This window comes from Streptomyces sp. NPDC001858 (genome assembly GCF_053594615.1).
Genome location: NZ_JBSFEV010000026.1, coordinates 33,209 through 56,540, shown reverse-complemented (window position 1 = coordinate 56,540; position 23,332 = coordinate 33,209). Strand labels below are relative to the sequence as shown.

Here is a 23,332-nt window from a genome sequence, read left to right as displayed (position 1 = left end):
TTAGAGCGCGCCCTTCGTGGAGGGGAGGATGCCGGCCGCGCGCGGGTCGCGCTCGGAGGCGTAGCGCAGGGCTCGGGCCAGCGCCTTGAACTGGCACTCCACGATGTGGTGCGCGTTGCGCCCATAGGGCACGTGCACGTGCAGCGCGATCTGCGCCTGGGCGACGAAGGACTCCAGGATGTGCCGGGTCATCGTGGTGTCGTACTCGCCGATCATCGGCGCGATGTTCTCGGGCTCGGTGTGCACGAGGTACGGGCGGCCGGAGAGGTCGACGGTGACCTGGGCGAGGGACTCGTCCAGCGGGACCGTGCAGTTGCCGAAGCGGTAGATGCCCACCTTGTCGCCGAGGGCCTGCTTGAAGGCGGCGCCCAGCGCGAGGGCGGTGTCCTCGATGGTGTGGTGGGAGTCGATGTGCAGATCGCCGTCGGTCTTGACGGTCAGGTCGAACAGACCGTGCCGGCCGAGCTGGTCGAGCATGTGGTCGTAGAAGCCGACGCCGGTCGACACATCGACCTTGCCGGCGCCGTCGAGGTTGATCTCGACGAGGACCGACGTCTCCTTCGTCGTGCGCTCTATGCGTCCTACGCGGCTCATGCGCTCTGCTCCTTCTTGACTTCACGGACCGCGTCCAGGAACGCGTCGTTCTCTTCGGGGGTGCCGGCGGTGACCCGCAGCCAGCCCGGCACGCCGTTGTCCCGGACCAGGACGCCCCGGTCGAGGATCTGCCGCCAGACCGCGTGGGCGTCCTCGAACCGCCCGAACTGTACGAAGTTGGCGTCCGACGCCGTGACCTCGTACCCGATCGCGAGCAGCTCGCTGACCAGCCGGTCCCGCTCCGACTTCAGCTGCTCGACGTACTTCAGCAGCGTGTCGGTGTGCTCCAGCGCGGCCAGGGCGGTCGCCTGGGTGACGGCCGAGAGGTGGTACGGCAGCCGGACGAGCTGGACGGCGTCCACCACCGCCGGGTGCGCGGCGAGGTAGCCGAGGCGCAGTCCCGCCGCGCCGAAGGCCTTCGACATCGTGCGCGAGACGACGAGATTCGGCCGACCTTCGAGCAGCGGCAGCAGCGAGTCGCCGTGGCTGAACTCGATGTACGCCTCGTCGACCACGACCATCGACGGCTTCGCGGCCTGGGCGGCCTCGTACAGCGCGAGGACCGTCTCGGCCGGGACGGCGGTGCCGGTGGGGTTGTTGGGGGTGGTGATGAAGACGACGTCCGGGCGGTGCTCGGCGATCGCCTGCTCGGCGGCCGCGAGGTCGATGGTGAAGTCCTCGTTGCGGGGGCCCGAGATCCAGCCGGTTCCGGTGCCGCGTGAGATGAGCGCGTGCATCGAGTACGACGGCTCGAAGCCGATCGCGCTGCGGCCCGGCCCGCCGAAGGTCTGCAGCAGCTGCTGGAGGACCTCGTTGGAGCCGTTGGCGGCCCACACATTGGCCGCGCCGACCTGGTACCCGGAGGTGTCGGTCAGGTATTGCGCGAGCCGGGTGCGCAGTTCCACGGCGTCCCGGTCGGGATAGCGGTTGAGGTTGCGGGCGGCCTCGCGCACCCGCTCGGCGATCCGCTCGACCAGCGCCTCGGGCAGCGGGTAGGGGTTCTCGTTCGTGTTCAGCCGTACCGGCACGTCCAGCTGGGGCGCGCCGTAGGGGGACTTGCCGCGCAGCTCGTCCCGTACGGGGAGGTCGTCGATTCCGAAATTCACTTGCTCGCCGGCACCTTCCACTCGAACCGGGCCTTGATCGCCGCGCCGTGCGCGGGCAGGTCCTCCGCCTCCGCCAGCGTCACCACGTGGTGCGCGACCTCGGCCAGCGCCTCGCGCGTGTAGTCGACGATGTGGATGCCCCGCAGGAAGGACTGCACGGACAGCCCGGAGGAGTGGCAGGCGCAGCCGCCGGTGGGCAGTACGTGGTTGGACCCGGCCGCGTAGTCGCCCAGGGACACCGGCGCCCAGGGCCCGATGAAGATCGCGCCCGCGTTCTTCACCCGGTCGGCGACGGCGGCGGCGTCGGCCGTCTGGATCTCCAGGTGCTCGGCGCCGTACGCGTCGACCACCTTGAGGCCCTCTTCCACGCCGTCGACCAGCACGATCGCCGACTGCCGGCCGGCCAGCGCCGGGAGGATCCGGTCCTCGACGTGCTTGGTGGCCGCGACCTGCGGCTGAAGCTCCTTCTCGACCGCGTCCGCCAGCTCGACGGAGTCGGTGACCAGGACTGCGGCGGCCAGCGGGTCGTGCTCGGCCTGGCTGATCAGGTCGGCGGCCACGTGCACCGGGTCGGCCGTGTCGTCGGCGAGGACCGCGATCTCGGTCGGGCCGGCCTCGGCGTCGATGCCGATCTTGCCGGTGAAGTAGCGCTTGGCCGCGGCGACCCAGATGTTGCCTGGGCCGGTGACCATGTTGGCGGGCGCGCAGGACTCGGTGCCGTACGCGAACATCGCGACGGCGGTGGCGCCGCCGGCCGCGTAGACCTCGTCGACGCCGAGCAGCGCGCAGGCCGCGAGGATCGTCGGGTGCGGAAGGCCGTCGAACTCGGCCTGTGCCGGGGAGGCGAGCGCGATGGACGCGACGCCGGCCTCCTGCGCGGGCACCACGTTCATGATCACGGAGGACGGGTACACCGACCGGCCGCCGGGCGCGTACAGCCCGACCCGCTCGACGGGCACCCACTTCTCGGTCACCGACCCGCCGGGCACGACCTGGGTCGTGTGCGTCGTACGGCGCTGCGCGCGGTGGACGAGACGGGCGCGGCGGATGGACTCCTCCAGGGCCGCGCGCACGGCCGGGTCGAGCTGCTCCAGCGCCTCGGTGATCGCCCGCGCCGGGACCCGGACGGATTCCAGCCGCACTCCGTCGAACCGCTCGGCGAAGTCGATCAGCGCCGCGTCGCCCCGATGATGCACGGCCTCGCAGATCGGACGCACCTTCTCCAGGGCGGCCGAGACGTCGAAGTCGGCTCGGGGCAGCAGGTCGCGCAGGGCGGGGCCCTCGGGGAGGGCGTCGCCGCGCAGATCGATTCGGGAGATCACGCGGTCAATTCTCTCAGACCGGATTCGGGCGTCGTCCGCGCGTATCAATGGCTGATACAGAACGTGGCCGGAACCCGGAAGACGACGTTCACCTCTAAGCAGGTCGGGCGAAGTCGGCAGCGGTTCGGCAGCACCCCTTTAGGGGCGCGAGGCGCTGACATATGCGGCTCCGCCGCGATGGGGGTCCCCCCGCTCGAGCGCAGCCGAGGGTGGGGGAACGACCGGCCACGACGGCGCCGCAGCGGAACGACGGCACCTCGCGGCACGTCCAGCGGAGCGCTTAGCGTTCGGGGGCCGCCCGGCGGGCATGAACAGCCGTGCGAAACCGGTGAGCGACGAAGAGGGTGAACAGCGTGACGGAGGGGGCGGGCAACCCTACGGGAGACGGCACGGGGGAGCTGCCGGACGACCTGACCGCCGCCGAGGCCGGCATGTGGCAGGCCTTCCGCAACGGCAGCGTGTACGACCTGAGCAGCGGGGACACGGTCGTCGACGATCCGCACGGCGGGCATCCGTGGGGCGCGGCGCGGACCGTGCGGGCCCGGATCGTGGCCTGGCTGCTGCTGGCCGGACCGCCCGCGCTGGCCGGCCGGGTGGCGTCCCTCAAGCTGTCCGGCGTGCAGATCAGCGGCACCCTGGACCTCGCGGGCGGCGCGGTGGTGCCGTACGTGGAGCTGAAGCGCTGCCGGTTCGAGCGCGAGGTGCTGGTGCCGGAGGCACGGTTCACGACCCTGCGGATGGTGGACTGCTCGGTGCCGCGCCTGGAGGCGGCCCGGGTGCACACCGAGGGCGATCTGCATCTGCCGCGCTGCCGCTTCCACAACGGCGTGCGGCTCACCGACGCGCACATCGGCACGGATCTGCTGCTCAACCAGGCGATCGTCTACCGAGACCGCACCGGCCGCTCGATCGCCGCCGACGGCCTGACGGTCGGCCAGGACCTCCAGGCCGAGCTGCTCGAATCGCACGGCGAGCTGAGTCTGCGCAGCGCCAAGATCGGCGTGTCGCTGAGCCTGCGCGGGGCGCGGCTGGCCAACCCGTACACGCGGCTCGCGCTGAACGCCCCGCAGCTGACCGTGGAGCGCTCGCTGTATCTGACCCCGGCGGGCGTCGGCGGCCAGGCGCTGAGCGGCACGACGCCCGCGCGCGGGACGCGCATCCAGCGCTTCGAGTGCCGGGGCGGGATACGCCTGGACGACGGCCGGTTCGGGGACGCCGTGGACCTGGAGCGGGCCCGGTTCACCTTCACGGACGACCAGGAGCTGTCGCTGCGCCGGGTGCAGACGTCCGAGCTGCGCTTTCTCGGGGAGCCGCCGGGGCGCGGCAAGGTCGTGCTGTCCGGGGCCCGGGTGATCAACCTCGTGGACCGGGCGAGCGCCTGGCCGGCCCCCGGCAATCTGCACATGGGCGGCTTCGTGTACGAGAACCTGGTGCCGCAGGGCCCGTTCCCGCTGGCCGAGCGGTTGCGCTGGGTGGCCGCGGCGACCGCCGAGTACGCCCCGGAGCCGTACGAGCGGCTGGCGGCCGTGCTGCGGGCCGGCGGGGAGGACGAGGACGCCCGCGAGGTGCTGCTGGCCAAACAGCGCCGCCGCCGCGAGACGCTGCCGCCGGCCGCGAAGCTCCTGGGGTATGTGCAGGACTGGACGGTCGCGTACGGCTACCGGCCGGGCCGGGCGGCGGTGTGGATGGCGGTGCTGTGGGCGGCGAGCTCGCTGGCGTTCGCGCACGCCGCGCATCCGCCGGTCGACGGCGGCGACGGACAACCGCCCTGGAACCCGGCCCTGTTCGCCCTCGACCTGCTGCTGCCGGTCATCGACCTGGGACAGGTCGGCCAGTGGCAGTTGCACGGCGGCTGGCAGTGGCTGTCCACGGCGCTGATCCTGCTCGGCTGGATCCTGGCGACGACGGTGGCGGCGGGGGCGACGCGGCTGCTGCGCCGGGGGTGACGGGCCCTGCCGCCCGCGGCGGGGGGGCGAGCCTGCTACGCCGAGCCGAGGACCGGCGTGCCTGCCCTCACGCAATCAGCACACGATCAGCGCACATCCGCCCCACGTCACCCCACCAGAAGTCGTTGAACGATCACCTTTTTACTGTCCCTTGACCGTGGGTCGTACAACTTTCCGCAGGTTGCGTGAAGGCTCTGGCGCAATCTGAAGCTGCGGCTTTTCAATGGCGACACCATGGCTCTGCTGCCCCCGTTCATCCGCACCCCCCGGGCCTCCCGGGCGGCACGGAACGCCGCGCCCCACAGCACCGCCGCCGGGCTCCCCGCCGACGACGAGGTGCTCCTCGACGTGCCCGACGAACGTCTCGGCCCCGTGCTCGTCGCCGCCGGCCTCGGCGCCTACGCGCCCGCCGCCGAGCTGATGGCCGAGACCCGGGAACAAGCCCAGTGGGAGTACCGCGACCGGTACGCGACCCGGCTCGCGTCCTTCGCGCTCTCCCGTTCGGAGTGGTTCGAGGACTGGCGTGCCGCCGCCCCGCGCGACCCCGACGTGCTGCTCGTCTCCGCCCAGCTCGCGGTGGACCGCGCCTGGCGCTCGCCGGCCCGCGCGGAACTGCTGCGCGAGGTGAGCCCGCTGATCACGGCCGCCGCGCAGAGCGACGTCCGCGACCCCGTGCCGTGGCGCATCGCCCTGGACCACGCGCGCGGCGCCCGGGCCGGGCACAAGTACTTCGGCGAGCTGTGGGCGGCCGCGGTCCGCCGCGCCCCGCACCACTACGGCTGCCATGTGGCCGCCAAGCGCTATCTGGCCGCGTCCTGGCACGGCTCCCACCGCGAGTGCTTCGACTTCGCCGACCGGGCCGCCCAGGACGCGCCCGCCGGCTCCCTCGTCCAGGCGCTGCCCGCCCGAGCGGCCTTCTCCTACCTGACCGACGGCTGCGGCCCCGACGTGCCGCGCGAGCGGCTGGACGCGGCCGCCGACCGCGCCATCGCGCTCTCCGTGCGCTTCCCCGGCCTCGACCCCTGGCCGGCCGAGATCCGCAACCTGCTGACCTACGTCCTGGCCCGTCTGGACCGCCGCGACGAAGCCCTCGCGCAGCTGCGCCTGATCGGCCCGTACGCCACGTCGTTCCCCTGGGACCGGCTCTCGGACGACCCGCTCGGCCACTTCCTGGCGGTACGCGAGGAACTGGCCTCGGGGCCTTCCGGGCAGCCTCCCCGGCATCCAGGGAATGGGCACGGCGGACGAGCCCGCCCGCCGGACCACTAGGCTTCTGCGTCGTGACCACCGTCCGCCTGCCGCTCTTCCCCCTGAACTCGGTGTTGTTCCCGGGACTCGTGCTCCCGCTCAACGTCTTCGAGGAGCGTTATCGCGCCATGATGCGCGACCTGTTGAAGACTCCCGAGGACGAATCGCGCCGGTTCGCCGTCGTCGCCATCCGCGACGGCCACGAGGTGGCGCCCAGCGCGCAGGGCCTGCCCGACCAGACCGCCGTGCCCGAGCGCGGCCCCGCGGCCGGCTTCGGCGACGACCCGGTCAAGGCCTTCCACGGCGTCGGCTGTGTGGCCGACGCGGCGACGATCCGCGAGCGCGCCGACGGCACGTTCGAGGTGCTGGCCACCGGCACGACCCGCGTCAAGCTGCTGTCGGTGGACGCCTCGGGCCCCTTCCTGACCGCTGAGCTCCAGGAGCTGCCGGAGGACCCGGGCGACGAGGCGGGCGCCCTCGCCGAGGGCGTGCTGCGGGCCTTCCGCCAGTACCAGAAGCGCCTGGCGGGCGCCCGCGAACGCTCCCTGGCCACCGGCGCGGAGCTCCCGGACGACCCGTCGGTGGTGTCGTACCTGGTGGCGGCCGCGATGATGCTGGACACCCCCACCAAGCAGCGCTTCCTCCAGGCCCCCGACACGGCCTCCCGGCTGCGGGACGAACTGACGCTCCTGCGCGCGGAGACGGCGATCATCCGCAATCTGCCCTCGCTGCCCGCGGCGGACCTGACCCGCGGCCCGACGAGTCTCAACTGAAGGTCGAGCATCGAGCATGGCGAAGAAGCAACGGCAGCAGTCCGGGGGCACCCCCGCGACGGTGGCCCTGACGGCGGCGGGCGTGGAGTTCACGGTCCACGCCTACGACCACGACCCGAGCCACCCGTCCTACGGCGAGGAGGCGGCCGAGGCGATGGGCGTCTCCCCCGACCGCGTCTTCAAGACCCTGGTGGCGGACGTGGACGGCGCCCTGACGGTGGCGGTGGTCCCGGTGGCCGGCTCCCTGGACCTCAAGGCCCTGGCCTCGGCGGTCGGCGGCAAACGGGCCGCGATGGCCGACCCGGCCCTGGCCGAACGCACCACGGGCTATGTCCGGGGCGGGATCTCACCGCTGGGCCAGCGCAAGAGGCTCCCCACCGTGCTGGACGCCTCGGCGACGACCCACGCGACGATCTGCGTCTCGGCGGGCCGAAGAGGCCTGGAAGTGGAACTCTCCCCGACCGCCTTGGCGACGCTCACGGCAGCGGTGCTGTCACCGATCGCCCGCGGCTGAGTTCGCTCCGCCCGACAGGGGGTCTCACCCCAGGGGCGGCCCGTACCCGTCCTTGGGCGCGGTGCCCTGCATCGCGTACGGATCGGGATCCCGGGGGCCGAACAACGACGTGAGCCCCAGATGCATCAACAGGGCGGCCAGCGGCCACGCGAGCAGGGCCCCCTTCGCGGCCAGCTTCAGCGGCGCCGAGAACGTGACCCCCTTGCCCGCCGACTGCGCATGCGCGATCACATCGGAGTCGGGCCCGAGCCACACCCCGAGCCGCCAGGCCAGCAGCGATCCCAGGAACCCGCCGAGCGCGAGCGCGACCACGGCCGGCACTCCACCGCGCCGCCGCCAGAGGAACACCGCCACCGCGCTCACGGCGCCGCACGCGAGGGCCAGCAGCGTGAACGTCCCGTCCACCCCGATCGCCTGCTCGCCCTCGGTGTCCTTGAAGTAGACGACCCAGTCGCCCTCCACCACATCGCCGACGAGCGGCACCTTCGGCGCCAGCCACACCCACAGCAGCCCGAGCACCACCCCGACGAGCGTGACGGCCACCGTGATCACGGCGGCTTCCCGCAGTTCGGTCTTCATCCCGGGCCCGTCCTGTCCGTACGAGACGTCGTGGGGCGCGGCGGCCACCCCCGCGTACCCCCCGGACGACGGCGCCGGAGCCGACGACGGCGGCCAGGCCCCCTGCGGAGACGGTTCGTGCGGCGGTGGCGGCGGAGTCAGCGGTGCGGTCACCCTGACATCGTGCCAGGCCCGGCTGTGCGGCGCGTCACCGGACGGCGGCCCGGCGGTACGCCCAGGTGGCGACGGCCAGCGACACCACGCCGACACCCGCGCAGACGGCGAGGTCGCCCAGCACGAACGCCCAGTCGGGGCTGGCCCGGAAGGTCCGCGCGAACGCCTCGACGCCGTAGGTGGACGGCAGCAGATCACGGGCGAAGCGCACCACCTCCGGCATCCGGTCCGGCGGCAGCACGCCCAGCAGCAGCGCGGCGGACATACCGAGCTGCCCCAGCACGGTGGCCAGCTCCGGCCGCGGCGCGAGCAGTCCGAAGGCCGCGCCGAGCCCGGACAGCGCGGCGCCCGCCAGCGGAATGACGAGGGCGAGCACCCACAGATGCGTCAGCGGCAGCCCGAACAGCACGCAGCCGAACACCGCGGTCACCAGGGTCCCCGGCACGGTGAACGAGGCGTACGCCCCCGCCGCGCCCAGCACCACGGCCGCGGGCGGCACCGGCAGCGTCGCGTAGTGGTCGAGCCCTCCGCTGGCCCGCAGCTGCCCGAAGTACTGCGCGAGCAGGTTCAGCGCGACGAAGGCGACGACGAGGACGGCGGACCCGGCCACCACGGCCTCCGCCTCGCGCCCGCCGTCCACGACGCCCCGCATCATGATCAGGATGCCGACCGACTGAAAGGTCGCCACGAACAGCAGCGGGATACGGGCCACCCGCGCGCGGGACAGCTGGGCGCGGTAGACGGCCACGAGCGACGGCCACAGCCGCGCGCGGGGCGCCAGCTCGGCGGCGGGGCGGCGGACCGGCTCCGTCACGGTCCGGGCGGCCCCCGGCAGAACCTCGGCGGGTACGACACTCACGTGGCGCTGCTCCTCTTCCCTACGGTTCTCATACCGTCCCATACGGCCCCGGCGGCCCGCCCACTCACCTCGGCGCCTCTCGGTCCCGCCGCTCGTGCCCGGATCATCGTCGCGATCATCGCCCCACCCGTCGCTCCGCTCACGCCCGCACCAGCCCCTGCCGTGCCGCCCCGCCCAGCGCCAGGTAGACGTCCTCCAGGCTCGGCGTGGCCAGGGTGAAGTCGTCCAGGGCGGCGAAGGCGGCGCCGCCGGTCACGGTGGCGACGATCGCCCGCGCCTCGTCCGGGGCCAGCCGCAGCGTCCAGCGGCGGCCGGACTCCACCGCCCGCTCGCGCAGCGCGGCGACCTCGGGCACGTCCAGCGGCGCGCGCTCGCGCCACACCAGCTCGACCCGCACCTCGCCGGCGACCTGCTCCTTGAGCCCGGTGGGGGTGTCGCAGGCGATGACCCGGCCCTGTTCGAGGACGGCCACCCGGTCGAGGACGGTCTCGGCCTCGATGACGTTGTGGGTGACGAGCAGCACGGTGGTGCCGCGTTCGGCGCGCCGTCGGTCCACGGCGGCCCACACGGCCCGCCGCGCCACCGGGTCCATGCCGGTCGTCGGCTCGTCCAGCACCAGCAGGGGCCGCTCCCCCACCAGCACGGCGGCGAAGCAGGCCAGCCGCCGCTGCCCGCCGGACAGCTTGCGCAGCGCCCGTCCGGCGAGCGGGGTGAGGCCGAGCTCGTCGAGCACCTCGTCCCGCTCCCGGCGCGCCGCGCGGACGTCGAGGCCGCGCAGTCTGCCGGTGGTCTCGGCGGCGAGGGAGACGGTGAGTTCGTCGAGGGCGGAGGACTCCTGCCCCAGGTAGGCGAGAATGCGCGCCGCCCGCTCGGGGTGGCGCACGATGTCGTGCCCGAGGATCTCCACGCTGCCCGAGTCGGGCCGCATCAGACCGGTCATCTGGCGTACGAGGGTGGTCTTGCCCGCGCCGTTCGGCCCGAGCAGACCGAAGATCTCACCGCCCCGAATGTCCAGCCGTACGCCGTCGGTGGCCCGGACCTCGGGTGTCGCGGGAGTGCCGCGCCGGCCGCGGACCGCCGGATACGACTTGGTCAGCCCGCGTACGGCACACACGACCTCGTCCCGGTGCCGCATTGCCGGTGCCACGCGCGTACTCACAAAGGACGAGACTACGGGGTCCGGGACCCCCGCTCGCCGTCGGGGGCGCTCCCGAAGCCCGGTTCAGTCCGCGGCCGGAGCGTGTTCGGCGGCCGTCCGCACATCGATCTCGCGCCAGAAACCCGCCCGGATGGCGTACCGGTCGTGCTCGTCGATCTGGTCGTCCTTGTGCGCGAGCAGTCCGAAGCGGGCCGCGTAGCGGAGCAGCTCGCCGTCGATGCGGTGCGGGATCCGCGGGTACATGCCGGACAGCTTCTGCAGATGGCCCTGGTCGCCGAGGCGGCCCATCCACCGGCGCGCGAAGACCTGGCCCACCTCGTAGGGGTCCCCGCCGACGGTCGTGATGTCCTCCTCGCGGTCGGCCCACCGCTGCTCCGCCGTGGTGACCTGGGCGAGCGTCGGCATCGAGGCGACCTCGGAGGGCTCGGGGGCGACCCCGGGGCGGTCGACCCAGCCCTTGTCGGAGGACCAGCGCAGGGTCGCCGTGGTGGGGTGCTGGACGGCCTGGGCGCCGGGCGCGCGCAGGGCGGCCAGGTCCTTGGGGGTCGGGACGCCCTTGGGGGCGGGGACGCGCTCCTGCGCGCCGTTCTGCGCGGCGGCGGCGGAGGCGTGCTCGGCCTCCTCGGCGGTCCGCTCGGCGGCGGGGGCGAGCCCGGAGTCGGGCAGCGGCGCGGAGAGGATCGCGGCGATCTCGGGCCGGGGCACCGGCGGCGGCGCGCAGATCCCGCCGAGGTCTTTCGCGCGGACGGCCTTGGTGATCCAGGTGCGGTCCAGGACGCGTCGTTCGTCGGCCTCGGCGACGAGGTCCTCGGACTGGTTGTAGTCGCCGTCGGCGGCCTGGACGGCCCACAGGTGGACGGCGACGCCGTGCTCCTTGGCGGCCATCATGCCGGGCAGCAGATCGCCGTCGCCGGTGACGAGGACGACGTCGGAGCAGGCGCGGTTGCGGGCCAGCTCGGTCAGCTCGGCGTGCATCGCGGCGTCGACGCCCTTCTGCGCCCAGCGGCCGTCACTGCGGGTCAGCGCGCCGAGGCGGACCGTGACCCGGGGCATCACGCGCAGCCTGCGGTGTTCGGGCTGGGGGACGCGGTCCGGGGCGCCGTCGAACCAGTAGATGCGCAGCAGCGGCCGTTCCGTCTCGGACTCGGCCTGTTCGCGCAGGCCCTGGACGAGAGCGGCGTGATCGACGGTGATCCGGGATCGCGAGGGCTCTCCGGCGAGGAGACTTGCGGCGGCCCCCAGCAGATACCCGGCGTCCACCAGGACGATGCAGCGGTCCACACGACTCACCCTCTTTCCGGGAGGTTTGCTTCGGGCTTCCTTCGAGTCTGCCCGACCACGCGGAGGTTAACGGCCCGAACTCGATCTTCGGCGTGGCGTTTCGGGAGGTTGCGCTCCGACAACCCCTGTTACAGACGGTAATTATCCAAAATGCGCTGTAAGTCAGCCTATGTGAATCTGGTCGCGGAGCTGGCCCCTCGATCCCCCACAGGAGGCAGATCACCATGGCCAAGAACAAGAAGCAGGAACGCAAACAGCCGCAGTCCGAGCGCGGTCAGCAGGCCGCGCAGCAGTCGTCGATGCAGGAGCAGGCCGAGCAGCGCATCTCCCAGGTGACGCCCGCCGATGTCGCCCGCAAGGGCCGGCAGAAGCGCTTCGGCCACAACTGACGTCCGCACTGCGGGCTGTTGCAGCCCAGGCACACCGAGGGGCGCATCCGATACCGGATGCGCCCCTCATGGTTCTCGGGTCCGTGCGGACTCAGCCCGCCAGGCAGGACGGGCCGAGCAGCACCTTCAGATCGCCGAACAGAGCGGGGTCGGGCTTGACCCGGTGCCGGTCGAGGCGCAGGACGGTGGTCTTCGTCGGGCCCTGGAGCCTGATGCGGACCTCGCTGTCGCCCCGGTGGTGGGTGAGGATCTCCCCGAGGCGGTTGATCATCGGCGGGGTGACCCGGGTGGCCGGGATGGTGAGGATCACGGGCGCGTTGGTGCCCGCGTTCGACAGGTCCGGGACCTGCATCTCCATCGCGACGAGCCGCGGCACGTCCTCGCGCTTGTCGAGGCGGCCCTTGACGAAGACCACGGCGTCCTCGACGAGTTGGGTCGACACGAGCTGGTAGGTCGCCGGGAAGAACATGCACTCCAGGGAGCCCGCGAGGTCCTCGACGGTGGCGATCGCCCAGGCATTGCCCTGCTTGGTCATCTTGCGCTGGAGACCGGAGATGATGCCGCCGATCGTCACCACCGCGCCGTCCGCGTGCTCGCCTCCGGTGAGCTGGGCGATGCCGGCGTCGGCCTTGTCGGACAGCACGTGCTCCAGGCCGAACAGCGGGTGGTCGGAGACGTAGAGGCCGAGCATCTCCCGCTCCTGGGCGAGCAGATACGTCTTCTCCCACTCGTCGGTGGTGAACTCGACGTCGAGTCCGAAGCCGGGCTCGCTGCTGTCCTCCTCGCCGCCGCCGAAGAGGTCGAACTGGCCCTCGGCCTCCTTGCGCTTGACCGCGACCACGTTGTCGATCATCGGCTCGAACTGCGCGGTGAGGCCCTTGCGGGTGTGCCCCAGGGTGTCGAACGCGCCCGCCTTGATCAGCGACTCCGTGGTGCGCTTGTTGCACGCGACCGCCTCGACCTTGTCGAGGTAGTCGGGGAACGAGCCGTACTTGCCCTTGGCCTTGCGGCTCCTGATGATCGACTCCACCACGTTCGTGCCGACGTTGCGCACCGCTTCGAGGCCGAAGAGGATCACGTCGTCGCCCTGCGCGGCGAAGTTGTGCACCGACTCGTTGACGTTCGGCGGGAGCACCTTGATGCCCATGCGACGGCATTCGTTGAGGTAGACGGCCGACTTGTCCTTGTCGTCCTTGACCGAGGTCAGCAGCCCGGCCATGTACTCGGCGGGGTGGTTCGCCTTGAGATAGGCGGTCCAGTACGAGACCAGGCCGTACGCGGCGGAGTGCGCCTTGTTGAAGGCGTAGCCGGCGAACGGGACCAGCACGTCCCACAGGGCCTGGATGGCCTCGTCGCTGTAGCCGTTCTTCTTCGCGCCGGCCTGGAAGATGGTGAAGTTCTTCGCCAGTTCGTCGGGCTTCTTCTTGCCCATCACGCGGCGCAGGATGTCGGCCTCGCCGAGCGAGTACCCGGCGATGATCTGGGCGGCCTTCTGCACCTGCTCCTGGTAGACGATCAGGCCGTAGGTGACGGCCAGGACCTCTTCCAGGGGCGCCTCCAGCTCCTTGTGGATCGGGGTGATCTCCTGGAGCTTGTTCTTGCGCAGCGCGTAGTTGGTGTGCGAGTCCATGCCCATCGGGCCCGGACGGTAGAGCGCGGAGACGGCGGAGATGTCTTCGAAGTTGTCGGGCTTCATCAGGCGCAGCAGCGAGCGCATGGGGCCGCCGTCGAACTGGAAGACGCCGAGGGTCTCACCGCGCTGGAGCAGTTCGAAGGTCGTCGGATCGTCGAGCGGCAGGGCCAGCAGGTCGAGGTCGATGCCCTTGTTGGACTTCACCATCTTGACGGCGTCGTCCATGATCGTCAGGTTGCGCAGGCCGAGGAAGTCCATCTTCAGCAGGCCGAGCGACTCGCACTGCGGGTAGTCCCACTGGGTGATGGTCACGCCGTCCGTGTGCCGCACCCAGATCGGGGCGTGGTCGACGATGGGCTCGCTGGACATGATCACGCCGGCCGCGTGCACGCCCATCTGCCGGACCAGGCCCTCGACGCCCTTGGCGGTGTCGATGACCTTCTTGACGTCCGGCTCGTTCTCGTACATCGAGCGGATCTCGCCGGCCTCGCTGTAGCGCGGGTGCGAGGGGTCGGTGATGCCGTTGAGGTCGATGCCCTTGCCGAGGACGTCGGCGGGCATCGCCTTGGTGAGGCGGTCGCCCATCGCGTACGGGTAGCCCAGCACGCGCGCGGAGTCCTTGATGGCGTTCTTCGCCTTGATCTTGCCGTAGGTGCCGATCATGGCGACCTTGTCGGCGCCGTACTTCTCGGTCACGTACCGGATCACCTCGACGCGCCTGCGCTCGTCGAAGTCGATGTCGACATCGGGCATGGAGACGCGCTCGGGGTTGAGGAACCGCTCGAAGATCAGGCCGTGCGGGATCGGGTCGAGGTCGGTGATGCCCATCGCGTAGGCGACGATCGAGCCGGCCGCGGAGCCTCGGCCGGGGCCGACCGCGATGCCGTTCTTCTTCGCCCACATGATGAAGTCGGCGACGACGAGGAAGTAGCCCGGGAACCCCATCTGGATGATGACGTCCATCTCGTACTCGACCTGCTTCTGGCGGTCCTCGGGGACGTTGCCGTTGAAGCGGCGGTTCATCCCGAGGCGGACCTCCTCCTTGAACCAGGTGACCTCGGTGAAGCCCTCGGGGATGTCGAACTTCGGCATGAGGTTCTTCGCCTCGAACATGCCGGTGGTGTCGATCTGCTCGGCCACCAGGAGGGTGTTGGCGCAGCCCTCCTGCCAGGCGTCCGAGGAGTCGACGGCGTACATCTCGTCCGTGGACTTCAGGTAGTAGCCGGTGCCGTCGAAGCGGAAGCGGTCCGGGTCGGAGAGGTTCTTGCCGGTCTGGATGCACAGCAGCGCGTCGTGCGCGGTCGCCTCGTGCGCGTACGTGTAGTGCGAGTCGTTCGTCACCAGCGGCGGGATGCCGAGCTTCTTGCCGATCTCCAGGAGGCCGTCGCGGACCCGGTGCTCGATCTCGATGCCGTGGTCCATCAGCTCCAGGAAGTAGCGGTCCTTGCCGAAGATGTCCTGGTACTCGGAGGCCGCCTTCAGCGCCTCGTCGAACTGGCCGAGGCGCAGCCGGGTCTGGAGCTCGCCGGAGGGGCAGCCGGTGGAGGCGATGAGCCCCTCCGACCACTGGGAGATGGTCTCCTTGTCCATCCGGGGCCACTTCTGCAGCCAGCCCTCGGCGTACGCGTCCGACGAGAGCCGGAAGAGGTTGTGCAGGCCCGTCGCGTTGGCCGCCCAGATCGTCTTGTGGGTGTAACCGCCGGAACCGGAGACGTCGTCGCGCTTCTGGTGCGGCTGGCCCCACTGGATCTTGCGCTTGTTGCGCCGCGACTCGGGGGCGACGTACGCCTCGATGCCGATGATCGGGGTGACTCCGGCCTTCTTCGCGGTGTGGAAGAAGTCGTACGCCCCGTGCAGGTTGCCGTGGTCGGACATCGCGATGTGGGTCATGCCCATCTCGTTGCACGCGTCGAACATGTCCTTCAGCCGCGCGGCACCGTCCAGCAGCGAGTACTGGGTGTGGACGTGCAGGTGCGTGAACGGCGGCTTTGACACGGCGTGGCCTCCATGGAAAACAATCGGCGACGGGCTGGCGGACAGTCCGGGGGTCAGCGTCGAAGTCTAAGCCTCGCCACTGACACATCAGGTGAACACTGCGGCGCGAAGCGCCTCGATGAGGGGTGGTGGCCGGGTGACGGGCGGGCCGCTTCACCGCGTACGTTCACCGGAGGGAAACGGGCACTCCCGCGTACCGTCGACCGTTGGAGACGGCAGAGACGCTGTCGTACATGCACTGCACCAGGAGGCACCCAGCGATGTCGGTTCCGCAGCTCAACGACGAGCACCGCGGCGAGGAGATCCTCGCCGTCTTCGACACCGCGTTCGGCGAGCTCCTGGCCGCCGACCCGGCCGCGTTCCGCGTGAAGTTCCGGAAGATGGCGGCCTCGGCGTTCGCGTTCTACCGGGGCACGGCGGGCCTCTTCTACCACGACCTGGACGCGGAGAAGCGGGGCGGCCCGTTCCTGGACGAGCGCACCTCGCGCGTGTGGATCCACGGCGACCTGCACGCGGAGAACTTCGGCACGTACATGGACGCCACGGGGCGGCTGATCTTCAACGTCAACGACTTCGACGAGGCCTACGTCGGCCCCTTCACCTGGGACCTCAAGCGGTTCTCCGCGTCCATCGCGCTCATCGGGTACGCGAAGGCGCTCAGCGACGAGCAGATCAGCGAGCTGGTCGAGGTGTACGCGGGCGCGTACCGCGAGCGCATCCACGCGCTGGCCACCGGCGCCAAGAGCGACGAGGTGCCGCCGTTCACCCTGGACACCGCCGAGGGCCCGCTGCTCGACGCGCTGCGCGACGCCCGCTCGCTGACCCGCTTCGGGCTGCTGGACTCGATGACCGAGATCCGCGACTTCGAGCGCCGCTTCGCGGCCGGCGGCGGCTCCATCGAGCTGGACGCGGCCACCCGCTACAAGGTCCTGGCCGCCTTCGACGGCTATCTGGAGACGCTGCCGGAGACCTCGCTGGCCCGCCCCGACTCCTACCGCGTGAAGGACGTCGTCGGCCGCCGCGGCATCGGCATCGGCTCGGCCGGGCTGCCGTCGTACAACATCCTCCTGGAGGGCCACAGCGACGCCCTGGAGAACGACGTCGTGATCTACATCAAGCAGGCCCAGACGCCGGCCGTCTCCCGGCACATCACCGACCCGGCGATCCGCGGCTACTTCCGGCACGAGGGCCACCGCACGGTGATCTCCCAGCGCGCCCTGCAGGCCCACGCCGACCCGTGGCTGGGCTGGACCGAGCTGAACGGCACGGGACAGCTCGTCGCCGAGGTCTCGCCCTACGCGGTCGACCTGGACTGGTCCGACATCGACGACCCCGACGAGATCGCGGGCGTCGTCGCCGACCTGGGCCGGTCCACGGCCACGATGCACGCGGCGGCGGACGACACCTCCGGCGAGTCCCTGGTCCCGTTCTCCACGGAGCGGGCCATCGACGCGGCGATCGCGGCCGACGAGGAGGGCTTCGCGCCGCTCCTGGTCGACTTCGCGCACTCCTACGGCGCCCGCGCGCGCGGCGACCACCAGATCTTCCTCGACCTCTTCCGCAACGGCCGGATCCCCGGCCTCTGACCACAGGCCTCCGAGAGGAGTCCTTCCACAACAGGTCGCTAACAGTCGGCGTTCTCACAGGCGACCTTTAGGGGTCTCTTACAGGAGCGCGTGACAGACTTCCTCCGCTATGGACATATCCGGGACCCGCCTCAGAGCCGCGCGCGCGGCGCTGTTCACGGCACTCGTCGTGACGCTCAGCACCGCGTCGCACGTGCTGCTGTCGCGGGCCCCGCTGCCGCTCAACACGGTGGCCGCCGTCGCGGCCGCCGTCTTCGCCCTCGCGTACGCCCTCGCGGGCCGCGAGCGCGGCTTCGGGCGGATCGCCGCCCTGCTGATCCCGCTGGAGCTGGCGGCCGACACCGTCTTCACGACCGGGCAGCACGTCTGCTACGGCCGGGCGGGCGGACCGGTCGCCGGCCCGCTGGCCTCGGTCGGCTGGGACGTGCTGTGCGGCGACGGCACGCCCGTCGGCACACCGCTCGCCCAGGTCACCGGCGCCGACACCGACCAGCTCGGCGGGGTCCTCGCGCACGCCGACCCGGCGACCGCCTGGCTGCTGCTGGGCGCGCACCTCTGCGTCGGCCTGATCGCCGCCGCCTGGCTGCGCCGGGGCGAGCGGGCGCTGGCCCAGCTGCTGCGCGCGGCGACCGCGACGACCTTCCGGCCGCTGCTGCTGGCCGTCGCCGCCGTGACCGTACGACGCGCCCCGGCCGTCCGCCGCCTGCCGCGCCCTGTGCGCCGTACGCCCACCGTCCGCGAGCGGATCCTCGTGCACTCCCTGGGACGGCGTGGACCGCCGTGCTCGGCCGCCACGGCCTGAACAGGCCGCCTGAGCACGTAGCACCCCCATCACCCAGTCCCCACACGAACTTCCGCGCACCCGTGTGCGCGTCCCCCTTTGGAGAACACCGACATGAGCAAGCGGAACAGCGCGGCGGCGAAGACGGCGGCCCGGGAGCGGCTGCGCATCGAGCGCGAGCGCGAGGCCAAGCGGGCCAAGGTCAGGCGGCAGATCATCGTCGCCTGCTCGGCGGTCGGCGTACTGGCCGTGGCCGGCGGCATAGGTTACGCGGTCGTCCAGGGCAACCAGCCGGACTACTGGGAGAAGGCCGCGGACGCCAAGCTGGTCGCGCCGGCCAACACCAGCGGCACGAACGGCACGACCGTCACCATGGGCAAGGCGAGCGCCAAGAAGACCCTCGTGATGTACGAGGACCCGCGCTGCCCGATCTGCGCCCAGTTCGAGCAGACCGTCGGCGCGACGGTGAAGAGCGACTACGACGCCGGCAAGTACAAGATCCAGTTCGTCGGCGCCACCTTCCTGGACCGCACCCTGACCGGCGAGGGCTCCAAGAACGCGCTCAGCGCCCTGGGCGCCGCGCTGAACGTCAGCCCCGAGGCGTTCCTGGAGTACAAGACCGCGCTCTACTCGGCGAAGTACCACCCCGAGGAGACCGACGACAAGTTCAAGGACGACTCCTACCTGATCAAGGTGGCGGACACGGTCGCGGCGCTGAAGGGCAACGCCAAGTTCCAGAGCGCCGTGAAGGACGGCACCTACGACAAGTGGGCGCTGGAGATGTCCAAGACCTTCGACAAGAGCGGGGTCTCGGGCACCCCGACCCTGAAGATGGACGGCAAGGCGCTGACCGACTCCGGCGGGCAGAACGCCCCGATGACGGTCGCCGACTTCACCACGGCGGTCGACGCGGCCCTCAAGGCCTGATCCGAAGCTCAAGGCCTGAGCCGAAGCGCAGAGCGTGATCTGAACCTCAAGGTCTGAGCCGAAGCTCTGACGAAGAGCGGGCGAACTTTTGGGAGTTCGCCCGCTCTTCGATCGTACTGGTCAGTAATCTGATCGCCCGTGACCAGTCGATACAGATCATCAGACAGCGCCGGCACCCCGGCAGAGCGTGCCGGCTCGCTGTCGCCGCGCCGCCGTACGGTCGTCAAAGCGGCCGCGGCCACCGCCGTGCTGGCCGGGCCGCTCGCCGCCGCGCTGCCCGCCCGCGCCGCCGGCGCGCCCGCCTTCCTGCACGGCCTCGCCTCCGGCGACCCGCTGCCCGACGGGGTCCTGCTGTGGACCCGGGTGACGCCCACCGCCGAGGCCACGCCCGGCTCCGGACTGGGCCCGGACACCGAGGTCAGCTGGGTCGTCGCCCGGGACAAGGCGCTGACGGACGTCGTCGCCAAGGGCTCCCTCACCGCCACCGCCGCGACCGACCACACCGTCAAGGCCGACCTGCGGGGCCTCGCTCCCGCCACCGACTACTACTTCCGCTTCTCGGCCGGGGGCGCCGACTCCCCGGTGGCGCGCACCCGCACCGCGCCCGCGGCGGACGCCGCCGTGCCGGGCCTGCGGTTCGGCGTGGTCTCCTGCGCCAACTGGGAGGCCGGCTACTTCTCCTCCTACCGCCACCTCGCGGCCCGCGGCGACCTGGACGCCTGGCTGCACCTCGGCGACTACATCTACGAGTACGGCACCGGCGAGTACGGCACCCGCGGGACCGTCGTCCGGCCGACCGCGCCCGCGCACGAGATCCTCACCCTCGCCGACTACCGCACCCGGCACGGCAAGTACAAGACGGACCCGGACCTACAGGCCCTGCACGCGAAGGCGCCGGTCGTCGCGATCTGGGACGACCACGAGCTCGCCAACGACACCTGGTCGGGCGGCGCGGAGAACCACACCGAGGGCACGGAGGGCGCCTGGACGGCCCGCCAGGCGGCCGCCAAGCAGGCCTACTTCGAGTGGATGCCGGTCCGCCCGGCGATCGCCGGCACCACCTACCGCCGGCTGCGCTTCGGCAAACTGGCCGACCTGTCCCTACTGGACCTGCGCTCGTTCCGCTCGCAGCAGGTCGCCGTCGGCAACGGCACCGTCGACGACCCGGAGCGGACGCTCACCGGGCGCGCCCAACTGGACTGGCTGAAGGCCGGGCTGAAGGCCTCCGACACCACCTGGCGGCTGGTCGGCAACTCGGTGATGATCTCCCCGTTCGCGATCGGCTCGCTCTCGGCGGACCTGTTCAAGCCGCTCGCCAAGCTGCTCGGCCTGCCGCAGGAGGGCATCGCCCTCAACACCGACCAGTGGGACGGCTACACCGACGACCGCCGCGAGCTCCTCGCCCATCTGCGCTCCCACGCCATCGGCAACACCGTCTTCCTGACCGGCGACATCCACATGGCGTGGGCCAACGACGTGCCGGTGGACGCGGGCACCTACCCCCTGTCGGCGTCGGCCGCCACGGAGTTCGTGGTCACCTCGGTGACCTCCGACAACCTGGACGACATCGTGAAGGTCCCCGAGGGCACCCTCACCGCGCTCGCCTCCCCGATCATCCGGGCCACCAACCGGCACGTCCACTTCGTCGACACCGACCGCCACGGCTACGGCGTCCTGGACATCACCGCCGAGCGCGCGCAGATGGACTACTACGTGCTGTCCGACCGCACCAGCGCCACCGCGACCTCCTCCTGGTCCCGCTCGTACCGCACGCGCAGCGGCACGCAGAAGGTGGAGCGCACGTACGACCCGGTGTAGCCGCCTGTCCCAGGGTTTCGCCGGTCACAGGGGTTCGCCCGTCACAAAGTTTCGCCCGTCACAAGGTTTCGAGGAAGCCGAGCGCCACCCGCCAGGTGGCCTCGGCGGCCTCCTCGTCGTAGTCGGGCAGGTCCGGGTCGGTGTACAGGTGCCCGGCGCCCGCGTACCGGTAGATCTCCACGTCGGCGCCCGCTCTGCCCATCTGGAGATACCAGGCGCTCAGCCAGTCGTCGGTCTCGAACGGGTCCGGCTCGGCGACGTGCAGCTGGACCGGCAGGCCGTCCACCGAGACGTTCGGCGCGAGGTCCGAGGTGCCGTGCAGGAGCAGCAGGCCGCGCGCCTTGGCGTCGCCGAGGGCGAGGGTCTGCGCGATCGACGCGCCCAGCGAGAACCCGGCGTACACCAGCCCCCGCTCCGAATAGGGCGCGGCGGCCAGGACGGCTCTCTTCAACAGCTCGTCCTTGCCGATCTTCTCGTTGTGCGCCATGCCCTCCTCGACCGTGTCGAAGGTGCGCCCCTCGAAGAGGTCCGGGGTCCACACCTCGTGGCCCGCGGCGCGCAGCCGGTCCGCCGCCGCGCGCACGGCGGGCCGCAGGCCGTAGGTCGAGTGAAAGAGCATGATGTTCATGCGCCCATGGTGCCAGCCGGCACTGACAACGCCCTGCGCACGGTTCTGCACGGAAGACACATGTTCAAGCCCCCTCGCGCCCGGTTACGTTCCAGGGCATGGAGAACCTGCTCCGCCCCGTGATCGTGGTCGGCGGCTCGGTCGTTGTGACGCTGCTCATCGGCTGGGCCACCGACCTGCTGCTGCGCAAGGCCGACGCCCGGCACGGCCAGGCGTCCCTGTGGGGCCGGCTGCGTCGCGCCCGGATCCCCTACCAGCTGGTGCTGTGCGCGGCGCTGCTGAGAGGCTCGTACGACCAGGCCCAGCTCCTCCAGGACCACCGGGTCGGCGTCGGCAGGCTGCTCACCCTGGTGCTGATCGGATCGGCCGCCTGGCTGGCGATCGGGATCGCCGGGGCGGTCGTGGAGACGTCGTACTCGCGCTACGCGCGCGGCCAGAGCGATCCGGCCCGGGTGCGGCGGGTGCGGACCCAGGTGTCGCTGATCGTGCGGGTGGTGTCGGCCGTCGTCGGCATGGTCGCGGTGGCCGCGATGCTGCTGACGTTCCCCGCCATGCGGGCGGCGGGCGCCTCGCTGCTGGCCTCGGCCGGGATCCTCGGCATCGTCGCCGGCGTCGCCGCCCAGTCGACGCTCGCGAACCTCTTCGCCGGCCTGCAGATCGCGTTCGGCGACATGGTGCGCATCGGCGACACGGTCGTGGTGGACGGCGAGTGGGGCACCGTCGAGGAGATCACCCTGACCTTCCTGACCGTGCGGACCTGGGACGAGCGCCGCATCACCATGCCGGTGTCGTACTTCACCTCGAAGCCCTTCGAGAACTGGTCGCGCGGCACCCCGCAGATGACCGGCATCGTCTACTGGCACGTCGACCACGCCGCGCCGGTGGAAGCGATGCGCGAGCGGCTGCGCGACATCCTGCGCGAGTGCCCGGCCTGGGACGGCCGCGCCTGCGGCCTGGACGTCACGGACACCACCCCGAACACCATGGAGGTGCGGGCGCTGGTCACGGCGAAGGACGCGGACGACATCTGGAAGGTGCGGGTCACGGTCCGCGAGCAGATGATCCGCTGGCTGTCGAAGGAGCACCCGTACGCGCTCCCGAGGGTCAACACCGCGGACGCGGCCCTGCCCCCGGGCCGCGTCCCGGGCCAAGCCCAGTCCCCGTCCTCGTCTCCGTCCCCGTCTCCGTCCTCGTCGTCCGCCGCCCCCGACGGCGCGCCCCGCCGCGCCCACGAGCCGCCGCCGGCGGGCCGCTGAGCGTCAGTTGCCCCGCTCCGCGCCGCCGTTGACCTGGATCACCTGTGAGGTGACGTGCCCGGCGCCCGGGGAGGCCAGCCAGTGCAGCGTGGCGGCGATGTCCCCGGGGGTCCCGGCCCGCCCGGTCAGGGTCTCGCCGACGAGCCGCTCGCGCCGCGCGGGATCGATGGCCTCCCCGAAGAATCCGGTGTCCTCGACATACCCGGGGGCGACGACGTTCACGGTGACGCCCCGCGGCCCCAGCTCCCGGGCGAGATCACGGGCGTACGGGTGCAACGCGGCCTTGGCGCCGCCGTACGCCCCGCTGCCGGACCCCCGGTAGGCGGCGATGGAGCCGACGAACAGGATCCGGCCGCCGGGCGAGGCGAGCCGGTCCTTCAGGGCCTCGGTGAGCAGGGCCGCGGAGAGGGTGTTGCTGCGGAAGTTGACCGTCCAGTCGTGCGCGACCCGGTCGAGCGGATCCTCGCTGTCGCTCGGGGGCTCCAGATGGCCCGCGCCCCCGGCACTGTGGACGAGCACGTCGACGGTCCCGAGCTCCTCCCGGACGAACCGGGCGACCCCCCGCACCGCTTCCGGCTCGCTCAGGTCGGCGGCGTAGGCCAGCGCCCCGTCCACCCCGGCCCTCGCCAACACCTCCGCCCGCCGCCCGAGGAGCAGCACCCGGTCCCCGTCCGCCGCGAAGGCGTGCGCCGCGGCCAGCCCGATCCCCGTACCGCCACCACTGATCACCACATTGCGTGCCATGCCCCGAACGTAACCCGAGGCGTCGGCGGAGCCCACCGCGG

General features: G+C 71.7%; 20 protein-coding genes. 10 read left to right on the top strand and 10 right to left on the bottom strand.

Annotated features, from left to right (window positions below):
- The 3 genes from hisB to hisD are packed head-to-tail and all read right to left on the bottom strand — an operon-like array spanning position 1 to position 3,022.
- Positions 1–594: an imidazoleglycerol-phosphate dehydratase HisB gene (gene hisB / locus ACWCPF_RS30130; RefSeq protein WP_451048248.1), complete on the bottom strand. Its 594-nt coding sequence runs from the start codon at positions 592–594 to the stop codon at positions 1–3.
- On the bottom strand, positions 591–1,700 hold the full coding sequence (locus ACWCPF_RS30125; RefSeq protein WP_451048247.1) for a histidinol-phosphate transaminase: 1,110 nt from the start codon (positions 1,698–1,700) through the stop codon (positions 591–593). Before ACWCPF_RS30125 ends, hisB begins: the two co-directional genes overlap by 4 nt.
- Positions 1,697–3,022 carry a histidinol dehydrogenase gene (hisD, locus tag ACWCPF_RS30120; RefSeq protein ID WP_451048246.1) on the bottom strand — a complete coding sequence of 442 codons (1,326 nt, stop codon included), beginning with the start codon at positions 3,020–3,022 and terminating at the stop codon, positions 1,697–1,699. The genes ACWCPF_RS30125 and hisD overlap by 4 nt, the downstream gene beginning before the upstream one ends.
- 353 nt (positions 3,023–3,375) lie before the next feature.
- Here hisD and ACWCPF_RS30115 point away from each other — a divergent pair, with 353 nt between their 5' ends.
- From ACWCPF_RS30115 to ybaK, 4 genes are all read left to right on the top strand, one after another.
- Positions 3,376–4,968 carry an oxidoreductase gene (locus ACWCPF_RS30115; RefSeq protein WP_451048245.1) on the top strand — a complete coding sequence of 531 codons (1,593 nt, stop codon included), beginning with the start codon at positions 3,376–3,378 and terminating at the stop codon, positions 4,966–4,968.
- 234 nt (positions 4,969–5,202) lie between these two features.
- A complete protein-coding gene (locus ACWCPF_RS30110) occupies positions 5,203–6,237 on the top strand; it encodes a hypothetical protein (protein ID WP_451048244.1) in 1,035 nt (344 codons plus the stop codon).
- 11 nt (positions 6,238–6,248) lie between these two features.
- Positions 6,249–6,989 (top strand): LON peptidase substrate-binding domain-containing protein, encoded by a 741-nt coding sequence (locus tag ACWCPF_RS30105; protein WP_451048243.1) that lies wholly within the window; start codon positions 6,249–6,251, stop codon positions 6,987–6,989.
- A gap of 16 nt (positions 6,990–7,005) precedes the next feature.
- On the top strand, positions 7,006–7,503 hold the full coding sequence (gene ybaK / locus ACWCPF_RS30100) for a Cys-tRNA(Pro) deacylase (RefSeq protein ID WP_451048242.1): 498 nt from the start codon (positions 7,006–7,008) through the stop codon (positions 7,501–7,503).
- A gap of 24 nt (positions 7,504–7,527) precedes the next feature.
- On the opposite strand, the gene ACWCPF_RS30095 is transcribed toward ybaK, so the two are convergent.
- From ACWCPF_RS30095 to ACWCPF_RS30080, 4 genes are all read right to left on the bottom strand, one after another.
- Positions 7,528–8,235, bottom strand: a complete 708-nt coding sequence (locus ACWCPF_RS30095) for a DUF2567 domain-containing protein (protein ID WP_451048241.1) — start codon at positions 8,233–8,235, stop codon at positions 7,528–7,530.
- A gap of 34 nt (positions 8,236–8,269) precedes the next feature.
- Positions 8,270–9,094 (bottom strand): ABC transporter permease, encoded by an 825-nt coding sequence (locus ACWCPF_RS30090; RefSeq protein ID WP_451048240.1) that lies wholly within the window; start codon positions 9,092–9,094, stop codon positions 8,270–8,272.
- A gap of 139 nt (positions 9,095–9,233) precedes the next feature.
- Positions 9,234–10,208, bottom strand: a complete 975-nt coding sequence (locus tag ACWCPF_RS30085) for an ABC transporter ATP-binding protein (RefSeq protein ID WP_451048317.1) — start codon at positions 10,206–10,208, stop codon at positions 9,234–9,236.
- A gap of 108 nt (positions 10,209–10,316) precedes the next feature.
- Positions 10,317–11,534 (bottom strand): NYN domain-containing protein, encoded by a 1,218-nt coding sequence (locus ACWCPF_RS30080; RefSeq protein ID WP_451048239.1) that lies wholly within the window; start codon positions 11,532–11,534, stop codon positions 10,317–10,319.
- 224 nt (positions 11,535–11,758) lie between these two features.
- On the opposite strand from ACWCPF_RS30080, the gene ACWCPF_RS30075 reads away from it, so the two are divergent.
- Complete coding sequence (locus ACWCPF_RS30075) at positions 11,759–11,923, top strand: hypothetical protein (RefSeq protein ID WP_363166718.1); 165 nt, start codon at positions 11,759–11,761, stop codon at positions 11,921–11,923.
- 91 nt (positions 11,924–12,014) lie between these two features.
- Here the strand turns inward: ACWCPF_RS30075 and dnaE are convergent, their stop codons facing one another.
- Complete coding sequence (dnaE, locus tag ACWCPF_RS30070) at positions 12,015–15,551, bottom strand: DNA polymerase III subunit alpha (RefSeq protein WP_451048238.1); 3,537 nt, start codon at positions 15,549–15,551, stop codon at positions 12,015–12,017.
- Between the two features lie 260 nt (positions 15,552–15,811).
- On the opposite strand from dnaE, the gene ACWCPF_RS30065 reads away from it, so the two are divergent.
- From ACWCPF_RS30065 to ACWCPF_RS30050, 4 genes are all read left to right on the top strand, one after another.
- The gene (locus tag ACWCPF_RS30065; protein ID WP_451048237.1) at positions 15,812–17,137 is read left to right on the top strand and encodes a DUF2252 domain-containing protein; all 1,326 of its coding nucleotides are present in this window, start codon (positions 15,812–15,814) and stop codon (positions 17,135–17,137) included.
- 109 nt (positions 17,138–17,246) lie between these two features.
- On the top strand, positions 17,247–17,939 hold the full coding sequence (locus ACWCPF_RS30060) for a hypothetical protein (protein WP_451048236.1): 693 nt from the start codon (positions 17,247–17,249) through the stop codon (positions 17,937–17,939).
- A 93-nt stretch (positions 17,940–18,032) separates the two neighbouring features.
- Positions 18,033–18,845, top strand: coding sequence for a DsbA family protein (locus tag ACWCPF_RS30055; RefSeq protein ID WP_451048235.1), 813 nt, complete (start codon positions 18,033–18,035; stop codon positions 18,843–18,845).
- A 138-nt stretch (positions 18,846–18,983) separates the two neighbouring features.
- A complete protein-coding gene (locus ACWCPF_RS30050) occupies positions 18,984–20,663 on the top strand; it encodes an alkaline phosphatase D family protein (protein WP_451048234.1) in 1,680 nt (559 codons plus the stop codon).
- A gap of 58 nt (positions 20,664–20,721) precedes the next feature.
- Here the strand turns inward: ACWCPF_RS30050 and ACWCPF_RS30045 are convergent, their stop codons facing one another.
- Positions 20,722–21,291: a dienelactone hydrolase family protein gene (locus ACWCPF_RS30045; protein WP_451048233.1), complete on the bottom strand. Its 570-nt coding sequence runs from the start codon at positions 21,289–21,291 to the stop codon at positions 20,722–20,724.
- A gap of 98 nt (positions 21,292–21,389) precedes the next feature.
- Between ACWCPF_RS30045 and ACWCPF_RS30040 the strand changes: the two genes are divergently transcribed.
- Positions 21,390–22,547 carry a mechanosensitive ion channel family protein gene (locus ACWCPF_RS30040; protein WP_451048232.1) on the top strand — a complete coding sequence of 386 codons (1,158 nt, stop codon included), beginning with the start codon at positions 21,390–21,392 and terminating at the stop codon, positions 22,545–22,547.
- A 3-nt stretch (positions 22,548–22,550) separates the two neighbouring features.
- On the opposite strand, the gene ACWCPF_RS30035 is transcribed toward ACWCPF_RS30040, so the two are convergent.
- A complete protein-coding gene (locus ACWCPF_RS30035; protein ID WP_451048231.1) occupies positions 22,551–23,291 on the bottom strand; it encodes an SDR family NAD(P)-dependent oxidoreductase in 741 nt (246 codons plus the stop codon).
- Between the last annotated feature and the right edge of the window lie 41 nt (positions 23,292–23,332).

Excerpts from the sequence above, each read along its gene's own strand:
- hisB (WP_451048248.1), bottom strand. The coding sequence starts at position 594 with ATGAGCCGCGTAGGACGCATAGAGCGCACGACGAAGGAGACGTCGGTC.
- ACWCPF_RS30110 (WP_451048244.1), top strand. The coding sequence starts at position 5,203 with ATGGCTCTGCTGCCCCCGTTCATCCGCACCCCCCGGGCCTCCCGGGCG.
- ybaK (WP_451048242.1), top strand. The coding sequence starts at position 7,006 with ATGGCGAAGAAGCAACGGCAGCAGTCCGGGGGCACCCCCGCGACGGTG.
- ACWCPF_RS30075 (WP_363166718.1), top strand. The coding sequence starts at position 11,759 with ATGGCCAAGAACAAGAAGCAGGAACGCAAACAGCCGCAGTCCGAGCGC.
- ACWCPF_RS30065 (WP_451048237.1), top strand. The coding sequence starts at position 15,812 with ATGTCGGTTCCGCAGCTCAACGACGAGCACCGCGGCGAGGAGATCCTC.
- ACWCPF_RS30060 (WP_451048236.1), top strand. The coding sequence starts at position 17,247 with ATGGACATATCCGGGACCCGCCTCAGAGCCGCGCGCGCGGCGCTGTTC.
- ACWCPF_RS30055 (WP_451048235.1), top strand. The coding sequence starts at position 18,033 with ATGAGCAAGCGGAACAGCGCGGCGGCGAAGACGGCGGCCCGGGAGCGG.
- ACWCPF_RS30045 (WP_451048233.1), bottom strand. The coding sequence starts at position 21,291 with ATGAACATCATGCTCTTTCACTCGACCTACGGCCTGCGGCCCGCCGTG.
- ACWCPF_RS30040 (WP_451048232.1), top strand. The coding sequence starts at position 21,390 with ATGGAGAACCTGCTCCGCCCCGTGATCGTGGTCGGCGGCTCGGTCGTT.
- ACWCPF_RS30035 (WP_451048231.1), bottom strand. The coding sequence starts at position 23,291 with ATGGCACGCAATGTGGTGATCAGTGGTGGCGGTACGGGGATCGGGCTG.